We start from the raw sequence: 12,772 nt of genomic DNA, 5'->3' as shown, positions 1-12,772 counted from the left end.
CGTCTCGAAAGAGTGTTCGAATTTGGCGGTGATTCTTGGGCTTGGGTGGCGGTTTGAATCCGGGGTGAGGGATATGGTGTGGGCGAATTGATAAAGAACTGTTCGTTAGGGGACCTCGTTAGGGAGGGGGCAGTGCAATGTCGGAGTTGGAATCGTGTGGGGAATTTCGCTTCAGTCATGAGGTGAGGGCTCATCCGCTCGCTGAAGTGATGCGGGAGATTAATCGCTTGCAAGTGGTTATCGCTCAGCGGGTCGCACCACCAGATGATGGCGATGTTGAAGCTCATCTGGCTTATTGGTCGGTGGTGCTGGGCATCTCGCGCACCGAAGTGAATAAATATATGGAAATTGGCTACATGCTTGGGCGCATGCCGCAATTGGCGGAAATGTGTCGGGAGCGCGGGCACTTGTCAATGAAGCATTTGACAATGCTCGGAAAACACACACGCCCTGTAGTCGATGAAAAAGTTGACGCAGTTGAGTCGGGTCTCGTGGATGTCGTTAAGCCAAGGCGAGACGGGGAAGCGCTCCGTGGAGTGCGGGCGATGGCAACGCGGGTGCAGCGAGTGATTGGTGAGTGTGCTCCGGAAGTCCGGCCACGCGATGTGGATGTCGCTGGGTTGCACACTGATAGGGTCCTGGCCCGGAATGTGGAAGCGACCGTAGATGCTGCAATTGATGCGGCGGCATATCAAGTCGAGAAGGATGGGGAATCTGCGGAGGATCCCGCGGAGTCGCCTGAGGTGCAGGAGGTTCAAGCTGCGGCTCTCGATTACTTTGGCGATCGCATGACGGCTAAGGAGTTTATCGCGGTTGATGAACATGGTGACGCTGGAGTGGCAACGCTGACTACTGTGCTCGAGCGACATCATGCGGTGGAAGCCCTTGCAATTATCGACGCAGTGGCTAAGCAGATGAAGGTGAGTCGCGCGGCAGCTTTCATGCATGCGCTACGCGGTACTTGTGAGGTGGAGGTGAATCTGGAGCTCTTCCGAGTGCTCTCTCTCGGGGAGGATGGCGAACCGGAAAACACTCCAGTGTGGCTCGCTGGTGCTGGTTGGCTTTCTACGCTGGTGGCCGAGTCTTGGCTGAAACGGGTATCGACATTGCGGGTGCTGGGGGATAGTGCCGTTGAGGGCTATCGACCCTCCGAGTCGCAGCGTGCATTCGTGCGTGCCCGTGACGGTGTGTGTAGTTTTCCTGGATGCGATATCCCTGCGGAAAAGTGCGATATCGACCATATTGTGGAATTTGATCACAGTCTTTCCGGTGGTGAGCGGCAAATGGAAGGGGCTACGCACACGGATAATCTCCATTGTCTTTGTCGACGGCACCACAACCTTAAAACTGCTGGTATATGGCGAGTTGTTCGAGGTGATGATGGGACTGAAGCCTGGACGTTCCTCTCTTGTGATGAGGGGCCGTTTGCGCACTCGGACAAAGAGCACACTGGGCATGGTCGTTACACCTTTGCCTCGCAGACTGAAAAGAAAACCGCTGCGCTGGCCGAGCACAATGAGAAACGTCGCAAACTGCATGACAGCCTCCGCAGTCTAGTGGATAAGGTGCGGAGGGATTTGGAAAAGGAGAGGGCAGTAGACGGGGTGGATTGTGAAAGCGAAGGAGATGGTAAAAACCGCGGAGACAGCGATGGGGAGTGAGTGCTAGGTTCTGCTACACTCATTTGTGTCCATATAGTGAGAAGGGTATCTCAAAAAATGACTGAGGTAGGAAAGCTGAAGATCGCCGTCATCCCGGGTGATGGCATCGGCACGGAAGTTACGGCAGAGGCACTGAAGGTGCTGGGGGCTGCTATCGGCGAGTTCGACACCACCGAGTATGACCTCGGTTCGCGTCGCTACTTGCGCAATGGCGAACTGCTCACCGACGCCGACCTTGACTCCCTGCGCGAGCACGACGCTATTCTGCTCGGTGCCATCGGTGACCCGGCGAACGTTCCTCCGGGCGTTCTCGAACGCGGCCTGCTGCTGAAGATGCGCTTCGCGCTGGATCACCACGTCAACCTGCGTCCTTCCAAGCTCTTCCCGGGTGTCGAGTCACCGCTGAAGAATCCGGGCGAAATTGATTTCGTGGTCGTCCGCGAGGGAACCGAAGGTGCCTACACCGGTAACGGCGGTGCGATTCGCGTCGGCACGCCACACGAGGTTGCCAACGAGACCTCCGTCAATACCCGCTTCGGTGCTGAGCGCGTTGTTCGCTACGCCTTCGAGCTGGCTATGACCCGCCGCAAGAAGCTGACTCTCGTCCACAAGACCAATGTGCTGGTGCACGGCGGTGGTATGTGGCAGCGTACGGTCGACGAGGTTGCTAAGGAATACCCTGAGGTAGATGTCGATTACTCGCACATTGACGCTGCGACGATTTACCTCGTCACTAATCCTTCGCGTTTCGACGTCATCGTCACCGACAATCTCTTCGGTGACATCATTACTGATGAAGCTGGTGCAATTTCGGGCGGTATCGGTCTGGCAGCGTCCGGCAACATTGACGCCTCCAATACCAACCCGTCTATGTTCGAGCCCGTTCACGGCTCCGCGCCCGACATTGCTGGCAAGGGGATCGCTGACCCGACGGCAGCCATTCTGTCGGGTGCCATGATGCTTCGCCATCTGGGTCGTGAGGAAGACGCCCAGCGCATCGAAGCTGCTGTGGAAGCTGACATGGCTACCCGCGGTAGTGGCCCAATCAAGACCAGTGAAGTTGGCGACCGCATTGCTGCTGCTTTGAAGTAGTGCATGCGGTAGTGCAAACAGTAGTGCAGTAAAACAGGGGAGGGGCTAGACAATCACAGTTTTGCCATCGACGGTAGTGATGTGAGTCTTACTGTCGGCGGTGTGCTCGATGAAGTCCGGCGCATGTCCGACCTGGGCAAGCACATTGATGATGGTGTCAAGGGTGTGTGGGGATGATCTTCCTGCGCCGCCATTGGAACCATTTCCTCCCAGCCCTGCCACCAACGCATCCCTCGTAATCTCCGCATGTCCCAGGTGCTGAGCCGCCTCGTGGAAGACATGCACAATCACGCCTTCGATGCTGCCGCACCACCAACGGTCTTTATCGGTAGGAATCGCAGCAGGAGCACCAGCGCGGTCCACGCCTTGCAGCTCCACCAGCGCGGATTCAATAGCCGCGCGATCACGGTGGTAAATCTCCAGCCCTTCCAAAACACTGCAATGAGCAGAAAACTCACCGTCGCGGTCGCGAACATAGTCGCGCCCGAGGCAGACGCGCTCGAGCCAGTACCTCGCTGATCCGGTCACATGACGCAGCAGCACGGCCAGGGAGTTTATGGCTGGGATGGGGAGGGGTGCGTTGAAGGTATCGTCGTCAAGCGTGGCGACGAGTGCCGCGAGCTTGTCCATCCTGCCGAGGATGTGGGCATCGAGCGGCCATTCGGGATTTGTGGAAGCGCTGTGTGTGGAATCGGTCATAAGGTCGAGTATTCCCGCAAATCACTCCTATTGGGGCCAAAAATAGGGGATAATTGACCCCATGACCGTCGAGCTTGCGGAAATCGCAGACTTCCTCAGCCAAACTCGCCCGTTTTCGGACCTTACCGATGAAGAGCGCGCAACTATCCCACCGCTTTTGACCATGCGCTATGCCCGTCGTGGCACGGAGATTATCCGGGCGGGTGCGGATAACAATAGCTGTTTCATTATTCGCTCCGGCATGGTGGATCTCTTCGACCCAGCTGGCACACTGCTGGACAGACGAGATGTGGGAGATCATTTCGGCTATTCGACGCTGCTGAGCAGTGACCCTTCGCTATACACGATGACGGCGGTGGAGGACTGCGTATTCCTGGTGATCTCCAAGGAGGTCTTTAACCACCTCAATGACCAGTTCGTAGAGGTCCGGCGCTATTACGGCGGTGAGAACGCGCGCATTCGCGCAGTGGCCTCGAAGTTGCGGAGCACTGCGGCATCGGAGTCGTTGCGCACACGGGTTGCGGACCTAATGGAAACGTCGCTGGTGACCTGCAGCGCCGATGCGACAGTGCAAGAGGCGGCGCAGATTATGACGGAGTGGAATGTCTCCAGTCTGCTGGTGATGGAGTCTGCAGGCGCTAATCAGAGCCCACTCGTTGGCATCATCACGGACCGCGACCTCCGTCGTCGAGTCCTGGCAGAGGCCAAGCCCGCGGCGACGCTCGTAAGCGAAGTGATGACCGAGACCCCGGAAACCATTAGTCCCGACCTGCTGGTTTTCGAGGCCATGCTGCTGATGGCCGAGCGCGGTTACCACCACCTGCCAGTGCATGACGGGACGAGAGTGGTCGGCATGATTGTTATTGGTGACCTCCTGCGCAGTCTGCACACCGATCCCGTGTATGCGACGGCGACGCTGGCGCGAAAGAGCGATATCTCAGAGATTGCAGAGATTGCCCAGAACGCGCGACGAATTGTCGGCCGGTTCATTGACCGGGGTGATTCGGGGGAGGAGGTCTCGAAGCTGCTGACTGCCGTGGCCGATGCTGTTACCCGGCGCCTGGTTGCTCTCGCCGAGGAAAAGCTCGGGCCCCCACCGGTCAGCTACGCGATTGCAGTCCTGGGCTCGCATGGGCGCGGAGAGATGGGGCTCGCATCCGATCAGGACAATGCGCTGGTTCTCGCCGACGACTACGACGCCGACGTTCACGCTGACTATTTCGCCGCGCTTAGCGACGAGATTTGCACTAACCTCGACCGAGTCGGTTATCCGCTCTGTACAGGGGATATGATGGCCAGCAATCCCGCGTGGAGGATGACTAAGTCGCAGTGGTTGCGCACTTTCCACGGGTGGATCACTGTGCCGGAGGCGGAAGCCCTGTTGCATGCGCAGACCTTCTTCGACATGCGTGGGGTGGCGGGCGACGTGCAACTAGTGGAGGAACTGCGCGCCGCCTACCTGCCGCTGGCGCAGGGGTCGCAGCGCCTGCACGCGCACTTGGCCAAACTCGCGGCCTGGCGGGAGCCGCCGCTCGGCTTCTTCCGTGGCCTGGTGCTGGAAAAGGGCGGCGAGCACGCGGAAACCCTGGACATCAAGAAGGGGGGAACTGCTGCTGTGGTGCAGATCGCGCGTCTATTTGCTGTGGCAGCTGGTCTGCCACAGCAATCGACACGTGAACGTTTGGCGGCAAGTGCCGGAGCCGGAAGCGTGAGTCGTCAAGGTGCTCAGGACCTTGCGGATGCGTTCGAGTTCCTGTGCACGGTGCAGCTTCATCACCAGCAGGCCCAGTTCAACGCCGGCACCCAGCCGAATAACCACATCTACCCGAAGCGCCTATCAAGCCTGGAAAGAGAGCACCTGCGTGACGCGTTTGGTGTTATCCGCAAGTTGCAGCAGAGTCTCGGGGCGAAGTATCCCATCCGGGCGATGTCGTGATTTAGCTGTGTGAGTTAGCTGTGTGAGCACGCAATGTTGAAGTTTTTCAAACCTCGCAAGAAAATCCTGGACGCACCTATCCGCGACAATGCTTGGCTCGCGGTAGACGTGGAAACCACAGGTCTGGATCCTTCCAAAGATCAGCTGCTTTCCATCGGTTGGGTTGCGGTGGAAGACCACGACATCGTGCTGGAGGAATCCGGTCACCTTCTCATTCGCCCAGAGCGCGAGGAGGTGAGCGTCGGCGAGTCGGCGACGGTGCATGGGCTTACCGACGACATGGTCGCAACCGGGGTAGAGGCAGAAGTAGCCGTCGGCAAGCTGTTAGAAGCTCTGCGGGGACGGAAGCTGCTGGCGCACTACGCGCGGATGGAAGTTGGGTTCCTGGATCCGTTGTGCCGGAAGTACTTTGATGCCCGCTTTGATGTGCCGGTGGCGGACACTATGACACGCGAGTACGACGCGATTCTGCGAGCCAACCGCGAGCCGGTCCGTGATGAGCTGCGGTTGTGGTCACTGTGCGACAAGTACGGCATTCCCCGTTTTAAGGCCCATCACGCGTTCAACGATGCGCTGGCTTGTGCACTGGTGTGGCTTGCGCAGGAATCGCGCGGAGTTTAAATCGTAAGTGTTTGAGAGTGGGGGTCGTTGCATAATTATTGCAATGTGACGTGTACCCTATTTTTATGCGTATTGCTCGAATCGCCCACCCAGAGGGCATGTGCTTCGCGCTCGTCGAGGGCGAAGGCAATGAAGTTACTTTGCACGAGATCGAAGGGCACCCTTTCGGTCAGCTGAATAAGACTGGTCGTTCCTGGCCGCTTGCCGACGTACGTCTGCTCGCCCCGATGCTGCCGTCGAAGGTCATCGCTATTGGTCGTAACTACGCTGACCACGTCGCCGAGGTGTTCAAGAAGTCGGCAGAATCGCTGCCGCCGACGATGTTCATTAAGCCGCCGACGGCCGTTATTGGTCCGGAAGCGCCGATTCGCATTCCGGATTTCGCCACTAACGTCGAGTTTGAGGGCGAGCTGGCACTGGTTATTGGTAAGCCGTGCAAGAACGTGAAGAAGGAAAACGCTCACGATGTAATCTTCGGATACACCATCGTCAATGATGTTTCTTCCCGTGACCTGCAGTTTGCCGACGGTCAGTGGGCGCGCGCAAAGGGTATCGATACCTTCTGCCCGCTGGGCCCGTGGATCCAGACGGAGCTGGACTACAACGAGCTGCCAATCAAGGCGCACCTGACTCACGAGGGTGTTACCGAGACTAAGCAGGACTCCAACTCCAACCAGATGATTATGTCCATCCCGGAGATCATCGAGTTCATCACCGCCTCGATTACGCTGCTGCCGGGTGACGTCATCTGCACCGGCTCCCCGGCCGGTACCGCTGCGATGTTCCCGGGCGACCGCATCGAAATCGAGATTCCGGGTATCGGCAAGCTGGCCAACCCGGTGGAGCGGGCTTAAGCCCCCTTAACTCCAAAAGCGCGGAGCACAGTGCCCATTTTGGCGCTGGTTTCCGTGACTTCTTCTTCTGGGTCGGAGTGCGACACAATGCCGCCTCCGGCCCATAGTCGTGCCACGGACCCCTCAGTGTCGATTTCGGCACAGCGAATGGAGACCACGAACTCACCATCGCCATTCTCATCGCACCAGCCGACAGCGCCGGAGTAGAAGCCCCGGTCGGTTTCCACGGCCTGGATGACACCGAAGGCGGATTCCGTCGGCGTGCCACAAATGGCAGGTGTTGGGTGCACCACCAGTGCCAAATCCAGCGCGGACAGCGACGGATCCTTCAATCGACCGCGGATATGTGTGGCCAAGTGCCACATCTCGGCGGTGCTCATCAGCTCGGGGCTGTCCGGAACATCCAGCGAACTGCACAGCGGCGCCAGGTTGTCGGCGATGTCATCGACAACGAAGGCGTGTTCATCCAGGTTCTTGCGCGAGTCCGCTAAACGACGAGCCGACGCCCGGTCCGCCTCTTCATTTCGGGATCTCGGCAGCGACCCGGCCAAGGGAAATGCCTCAACGATGTCACCCGTACGGCGGACCAGCATCTCCGGGGAGGAACCGATGAGCAACTTGCCCTCATAATCGGAACCGGCGGGAGAGAGATCCACGGCAAAGCCATCACGGTTGGGGGATCCGTCGATAAGCCGCGATGCGAGAAGGAGTGGGTCAATCGGGGGATCGATTTCGAGTTCCACAGCGCGCGCGAGCACGACCTTTTCCAGCGCCGAGTACTCGATGGTGCGGATGGCTGCGGCGATGCGCTCAGCGTGCTCAACGAGCGGGGGATCGTAAGCGACGATGCTGGCGTGAGGCTTCGGTGCGTTCCAGCGGTAGTGCGCGGGTGGCTCCAGCGGCTGCGAGGAGCGGATGACTTCCCGGGGAACGGTCAGGGCGGCGGGCTTGTCCAAGTCGAAGGGCAGGGCGCCGACCACCATCTTGTGAATGCCCGAGTGCAGTCCCTCGGCTGCGAGCCAGGGGTCGGAAATCTGCTCTTCAATACCTTGCGTGCGGATGGAGCCGTGCGCACGGGAGAGCAAAAAATCAGGAGCGGTGGTTGGGCGGGACGTGTCCCAGCGCGTCGAACGTTTCGGAGTCGCTGCAGGCTCGTTCGACGGGTGAGACTTTTCCTGCTGCTCTTCTTCGTTTCCGCCGCCCAGAGAGGGGTGGTTTTCCATGGACATCGCCCTAACCCGCCTCCTCAATCTAAACCCAATTGTGCTCCAGTTTAAGGGGCAGGCTAACCCCTGCCCAAAAAGGGCATACCCGCAGCGGTAATCGTAAGCTGATCGATGACGGCACCTGCCGGCAGATTCGCGGCGTAGAGGAAAGCTTCCGCAGCCTGCTTGGCATCGAACATCGGCTCGCTGCCTGTGAACGTCCCCAACAGGTCAGTCTGCGCATTGCCAATATCAATGCGCGTTGCCGTGATGCCATACTCGCGTCCGTCGAGGGCAAGCACGTGGGTCATTCCGGCAAGCGCGCTTTTCGACGTCGCGTACGCCGCCGTGTGCGCTCTCGGCACCTGCGCTGCGATAGAACAATTGACCAGGATTCGGCCGCCCGCTTGCTCTGTCTTCCCCTCGCACCCCGCCTTCATCCGCGAAAAAGCCTCGCGTGCACACAGGTACGAGCCGACCACATTCGTATCGATGACCGCCCGGAAGTCCTCAATGTCAGTCTCTCCGAACTCCGCGGGCGTGCCGGGCAGCCCCGCATTGAGCACTGCAACATCGATGGTTCCCGTAGCCACCTGCGCGTTCTCAAACATCGCACGGACCTGCTCAGGATCGGTGATGTCACACCTGGAGTAGGTGATGTTGTCCGCTTCGGCGGCAACAGTCTCGAGCGCGTCGATACGCCTGCCGCAGATATGCACGTGCCAGCCATCGGCGGCGAAAGCCAGAGCAATTTCGCGACCAATGCCCGCGCCGCCACCAGTTACTACTACCGTTTTGGTCATGAGCACCATTATTAACTGTTCTACGGTCTACGCACACATGTCCCCGCACGACGCCGTCAACGCCGCGCGTGACGACGGCTACGCGGCCGTGGAATTCTGGTGGCCATTTGACCTCGCAGTGCCCGCACCCGATGAGGTTTCCGCTTTTTGTGACCTCTTTGACGACAGCCTTGGTCTTTATGCCATGAACCTGTGGGGAGGGGACATGGCAGCGGGACAGCGGGGAGTGCTCGATACAGACGGGTTGCCTGCCGGACACTTGGAAGCAGTCAGCCAGATTGCGAGTGCCACGGGGTTGAAGTGCTCGAATGTGCTGCTGGGGCGGTCTGGGGAGCTAACGGACTTGCAGGTGCAGAGGCTAACTGAGATCACTGCCCAGCTGGAGCTCAGTGGTGTCCGCGCGTTGATTGAGCCACTGTCCGGGATGAGCGATTATCCCATTACCGATCCCTGGCAGGCCGAGGAGTTAGCGCAACAGACTGGTGCTGGCGTGCTCGCGGACTTTTACCATTTTGCGGCCAATGGCGTGGACGTGGATGCCTGGCTCACCGATGTGGAGGCCGGAAGAGTGAGTCTGCCGGCGCACGTCCAGATTGCCGATTTCCCAGGCCGCGGCGCGCCGGGCACCGGCGGGGTGCCGCTGCGCAGCTGGGTTGAGCGGCTGCGCGCCGCTGGATACGCCGGTGAAGTGGCTGGGGAATGGACTCTGTAACCCTATGTAAAACCCTATGCATGCCTGCAGGTGGGAGGGCGGGTATCGTGGGAAAGCATGTCAGATGTTCGCGTACGCTTTTGCCCGTCGCCAACCGGTACCCCGCACGTTGGCCTCATCCGCACCGCCCTGTTCAATTGGGCATATGCCCGTCACACTGGTGGCAAGCTGGTCTTCCGCATCGAAGATACCGATGCCGCTCGCGACTCCGAAGAGTCCTATCAGGCAATCATCGAGGCCCTGAATTGGCTCGGTATTGACTGGGACGAGGGCATCGATGTCGGCGGTCCGCACGGCCCGTACCGCCAGTCGCAGCGCAAGGACATCTACGCCGATGTGTTGCAGCGCCTCATTGACGCTGGTGAAGCTTACGAGGCCTTTTCCACCGCTGAAGAGGTTGAGGAGCGCCACAAGGCCGCCGGCCGTGACCCGAAGCTGGGCTACGACAACTACGACCGCAACCTCACCGAGGAGCAGAAGGAAGCCTTCCGCGCAGAGGGGCGCAAGCCGGTGATCCGCCTGCGCATGCCGGACGAGGACATTGTCTTCGAGGACCTCGTTCGCGGTCGCATTGAGTTCAAGGCCGGCCTGGTTCCGGACTTTGTCATCGCCCGCTCCAACGGTGAACCTCTCTACACACTGGTTAACCCGGTGGATGACGCTCTAATGGAGATCACTCACGTCCTGCGTGGTGAGGACCTGCTGCCATCGACTCCGCGTCAGATTGCTCTCTACGAGTCGCTGAAGCGCATCGGTGTCGCCAAGTTCACTCCGGAGTTCGGCCACCTGCCGTTCGTGATGGGCGAGGGCAACAAGAAACTGTCCAAACGCGACCCACAGTCCAACCTCTTCATCCACCGCGATAACGGTTTCATTCGCGAGGGTCTGCTGAACTACCTGGCGCTGCTGGGCTGGTCCATGGACGGCGATCAGGACATCTTCACCATGGACGAGATGGTCAAGGCTTTCGACATCCACGATGTGCTGTCCAACCCGGCCCGCTTCGACCAGAAGAAGGCCGACGCTATCAACGCTGACCACATCCGCATGCTCGATCCGAAGGACTTCGAACAGCGTCTGCGCACCTACCTGGAAAGCCACTTCGACTTCCCGGCCGACTACCCGGAGGATAAGTTCGCTTTCCTGGCAACGCTGCTGCAGACTCGTGTGAAGACGCTTTCCGACGCCTGGGACCTCTCGAAGTTCCTGGTTGTGGAAGAGGGCGAGTTCACCTTCGATGAGCGCTCGGCACGCCGTAACTTCAAGGAAGACGCCGTCGCTGTCCTGGAGGCCACCATTGCAGCTGTGGAACCGCTCAGCGAAGAGGACTTCGTCACCGAGAAGCTCGAAGCTGCACTTCAGAAGGCCCTCATCGAGGACCTGGAGCTGAAGCCACGCAAGGCCTTTGGCCCGGTGCGCGTGGCTGTAACTGGTGCTCAGGTATCGCCGCCGCTGTTCGAGTCCATGGAGCTGCTTGGCCGCAGCCGTAGCCTGAGTCGACTGCGCAAGGCTCTCGAGGTCACTCCTTTTACTGCTGCTCAGTAAAGAGTGCGAGCTGGGCTGAGCGAAGCAGGTTCGTGTAAGAGCCCGCTTCCTTGCCCACCTTCTGCGGGTCGCGGTTCAGCATATTCATGGAGGTTTCGCGGTAGTCCTTGACCAGCGCCCCCATGTGGTTGTTGAAGAACTCGTGCCAGTCGGTTCCCCAGTAGACCGTGCCGTCCTCGTTTCGCTTGAGCAGTGCGGCAAATGCGTACACGAGCGGGTAGATGAACCCGTCCGGAATCGCGTAGCCGATGGGCTGGCGGTAGAACTTCGAGTACTTCTGTGAAGTCTTGCCAGTCCGCGGATTCTTCTTGTTGGCCTTGTCAACAGCATCAATGCCGCCGAATTTGCCCCCGCTCTTGTTGTAGAGATCGGGTAGCTCCGCGTTGATGCGCTCGAAAATATCGATGAAGTCACGCGTGAGGTTCAAGGCACTGCGGACCTTCTCATTGTAGAGAACGACCTCTTCGGTGCGCTCATTGATGCTTTCAGTGCTGGGTTTAGTGACCTCCGGGGAACTCATGACATCCTCGAAGCGGTCAAGCAGCTTGGCCTTGCCGGAGTAGAGGCTGGTAGGGGTCGGTGCTTCAATCTGCTTGCCGTCGGCATCCTTCGGCAGGTCAATACAGGACAGTGGAATCCACGCCATAGCGATGACATCGCCCACCTTTAGTCGACCAGTATCGTTGGTGCGCCACTGCACGTTGTCGCTAATTCCCTGCGGCAGAGCATGTTTCAGATCGTCAAAGTAGCCGGCGCGATTGAGTTTTGCTTCCGCCTTGAGCTCCGCATTGTTGTTGCGGGCGGCACAGATATCGAGCAGAGCATCGGAGAACTCTTGCACTGTGTCTTCGTCCCGAGCACCGGGCACGAGTACCTCTACCGGAACTCGGGCATCGAGCTCGGTGAGGCTTTTGTCGGCAAGCAATTCCTCGATTTCTTCGGAGCGCTCCATCCAGACCTCCTTCATTTCGGACCACGTCTTGATTTTGCGGCTAGGTGGCGGAGTGAGCTTGCCCAGGACGAACAGCGCGATTGCCAGCGAGTTGTGGCCGCCGTCGAGGATGCCTTCGATGCGACGGTTGCTGAAGGTGAAGCGGTAGAGACTGTCTTCACTGGTGAACTGAGTGGAGGCCAGGAGCACACCCTTGGACTTGTAGGCGAAGAGCTCCGGCGTGGTGTCGATGGTTTCCATGATGGCATCGGTGATGCGGCCGGTGCGGGACACGCGTGGGTTGGCATCGAGGTTGAGGGCCGAGATGATTTTCGCGAACTGACGGATGTGGGGGAAGTCATGATGATTGCCTTTCAGGTCTGTTTTTGATGTGCGGCGGCTGTTTGCCAGCCGCATCACCACGAAGTGTCTCCTGAAGGGCGGATCGGCTTTGCGCTGCGATCGAATGGGCTTTCGATCTGGGATTGTGTTAGCTATATGCACTGCATTGGTTATGCATTAGTTATGCGCACTGCTGAGGTGGGCTGTGGGGAGCTCGCGAATTTAAACGAACCTTTGACAACGAACCTTTGACCAGGTGATTTGCTCTTGTTTACGCTAATTGGCTATATTATTCCTCGTTGCGTTCAGCAGCGATGGCCTATGGTGTAATTGGCAACACAACGGTTTCTGGTACCGTCATTCTAGGTTCG

11 protein-coding genes are annotated in these 12,772 nt (G+C 58.9%); 7 read left to right on the top strand and 4 right to left on the bottom strand.

What is annotated here, in order from left to right; genetic code table 11:
- The first annotated feature begins 137 nt into the window (after positions 1-137).
- Both HMPREF2860_RS03875 and HMPREF2860_RS03870 read left to right on the top strand, forming a co-directional pair.
- Positions 138-1,661: an HNH endonuclease signature motif containing protein gene (locus tag HMPREF2860_RS03875; RefSeq protein WP_070628605.1), complete on the top strand. Its 1,524-nt coding sequence runs from the start codon at positions 138-140 to the stop codon at positions 1,659-1,661.
- Positions 1,662-1,736: 75 nt separating this feature from the next.
- A complete protein-coding gene (locus HMPREF2860_RS03870; RefSeq protein WP_141737498.1) occupies positions 1,737-2,753 on the top strand; it encodes a 3-isopropylmalate dehydrogenase in 1,017 nt (338 codons plus the stop codon).
- A 45-nt stretch (positions 2,754-2,798) separates the two neighbouring features.
- On the opposite strand, the gene HMPREF2860_RS03865 is transcribed toward HMPREF2860_RS03870, so the two are convergent.
- Positions 2,799-3,452 carry a mycothiol transferase gene (locus HMPREF2860_RS03865; protein WP_070432188.1) on the bottom strand — a complete coding sequence of 218 codons (654 nt, stop codon included), beginning with the start codon at positions 3,450-3,452 and terminating at the stop codon, positions 2,799-2,801.
- Positions 3,453-3,513: 61 nt separating this feature from the next.
- Between HMPREF2860_RS03865 and HMPREF2860_RS03860 the strand changes: the two genes are divergently transcribed.
- The 3 genes from HMPREF2860_RS03860 to HMPREF2860_RS03850 all read left to right on the top strand — a co-directional run bounded on the left by HMPREF2860_RS03860 (position 3,514) and on the right by HMPREF2860_RS03850 (position 6,863).
- On the top strand, positions 3,514-5,388 hold the full coding sequence (locus HMPREF2860_RS03860; RefSeq protein ID WP_038628571.1) for a DUF294 nucleotidyltransferase-like domain-containing protein: 1,875 nt from the start codon (positions 3,514-3,516) through the stop codon (positions 5,386-5,388).
- A gap of 33 nt (positions 5,389-5,421) precedes the next feature.
- Entirely contained in the window at positions 5,422-6,009 is a 588-nt protein-coding gene (locus HMPREF2860_RS03855) for a 3'-5' exonuclease (RefSeq protein WP_038628573.1), read from the top strand.
- 65 nt (positions 6,010-6,074) lie between these two features.
- Entirely contained in the window at positions 6,075-6,863 is a 789-nt protein-coding gene (locus HMPREF2860_RS03850) for a fumarylacetoacetate hydrolase family protein (protein ID WP_005509430.1), read from the top strand.
- Here the strand turns inward: HMPREF2860_RS03850 and HMPREF2860_RS03845 are convergent.
- Both HMPREF2860_RS03845 and HMPREF2860_RS03840 read right to left on the bottom strand, forming a co-directional pair.
- Entirely contained in the window at positions 6,860-8,092 is a 1,233-nt protein-coding gene (locus tag HMPREF2860_RS03845; protein WP_070628604.1) for an isochorismate synthase, read from the bottom strand. The two genes, HMPREF2860_RS03850 and HMPREF2860_RS03845, sit on opposite strands and share 4 nt — an antisense overlap.
- 56 nt (positions 8,093-8,148) lie before the next feature.
- The gene (locus tag HMPREF2860_RS03840) at positions 8,149-8,871 is read right to left on the bottom strand and encodes an SDR family oxidoreductase (protein ID WP_070628603.1); all 723 of its coding nucleotides are present in this window, start codon (positions 8,869-8,871) and stop codon (positions 8,149-8,151) included.
- On the opposite strand from HMPREF2860_RS03840, the gene HMPREF2860_RS03835 reads away from it, so the two are divergent.
- A complete protein-coding gene (locus tag HMPREF2860_RS03835) occupies positions 8,870-9,583 on the top strand; it encodes a TIM barrel protein (RefSeq protein WP_070432192.1) in 714 nt (237 codons plus the stop codon). The two genes, HMPREF2860_RS03840 and HMPREF2860_RS03835, sit on opposite strands and share 2 nt — an antisense overlap.
- A 57-nt stretch (positions 9,584-9,640) precedes the next feature.
- Positions 9,641-11,128: a glutamate--tRNA ligase gene (gltX, locus tag HMPREF2860_RS03830; RefSeq protein ID WP_038628577.1), complete on the top strand. Its 1,488-nt coding sequence runs from the start codon at positions 9,641-9,643 to the stop codon at positions 11,126-11,128.
- Here the strand turns inward: gltX and HMPREF2860_RS03825 are convergent.
- Complete coding sequence (locus HMPREF2860_RS03825) at positions 11,112-12,476, bottom strand: hypothetical protein (protein WP_239392948.1); 1,365 nt, start codon at positions 12,474-12,476, stop codon at positions 11,112-11,114. The genes gltX and HMPREF2860_RS03825 overlap by 17 nt on opposite strands.
- Positions 12,477-12,772 lie beyond the last annotated feature (296 nt).

It is taken from the genome of Corynebacterium sp. HMSC064E10 (genome assembly GCF_001812505.1).
Classification (GTDB): domain Bacteria; phylum Actinomycetota; class Actinomycetes; order Mycobacteriales; family Mycobacteriaceae; genus Corynebacterium; species Corynebacterium amycolatum.
This window is presented reverse-complemented; position numbering and strand designations above follow the sequence as displayed.

What these genes read in the sequence shown, in the direction of transcription:
- HMPREF2860_RS03875 (WP_070628605.1), top strand. Translation starts at nt 138, where the DNA reads ATGTCGGAGTTGGAATCGTGTGGGGAATTTCGCTTCAGTCATGAGGTG.
- HMPREF2860_RS03865 (WP_070432188.1), bottom strand. Translation starts at nt 3,452, where the DNA reads ATGACCGATTCCACACACAGCGCTTCCACAAATCCCGAATGGCCGCTC.
- HMPREF2860_RS03860 (WP_038628571.1), top strand. Translation starts at nt 3,514, where the DNA reads ATGACCGTCGAGCTTGCGGAAATCGCAGACTTCCTCAGCCAAACTCGC.
- HMPREF2860_RS03855 (WP_038628573.1), top strand. Translation starts at nt 5,422, where the DNA reads ATGTTGAAGTTTTTCAAACCTCGCAAGAAAATCCTGGACGCACCTATC.
- HMPREF2860_RS03850 (WP_005509430.1), top strand. Translation starts at nt 6,075, where the DNA reads ATGCGTATTGCTCGAATCGCCCACCCAGAGGGCATGTGCTTCGCGCTC.
- HMPREF2860_RS03845 (WP_070628604.1), bottom strand. Translation starts at nt 8,092, where the DNA reads ATGTCCATGGAAAACCACCCCTCTCTGGGCGGCGGAAACGAAGAAGAG.
- HMPREF2860_RS03835 (WP_070432192.1), top strand. Translation starts at nt 8,870, where the DNA reads ATGAGCACCATTATTAACTGTTCTACGGTCTACGCACACATGTCCCCG.
- HMPREF2860_RS03840 (WP_070628603.1), bottom strand. Translation starts at nt 8,871, where the DNA reads ATGACCAAAACGGTAGTAGTAACTGGTGGCGGCGCGGGCATTGGTCGC.
- gltX (WP_038628577.1), top strand. Translation starts at nt 9,641, where the DNA reads ATGTCAGATGTTCGCGTACGCTTTTGCCCGTCGCCAACCGGTACCCCG.
- HMPREF2860_RS03825 (WP_239392948.1), bottom strand. Translation starts at nt 12,476, where the DNA reads ATGCGGCTGGCAAACAGCCGCCGCACATCAAAAACAGACCTGAAAGGC.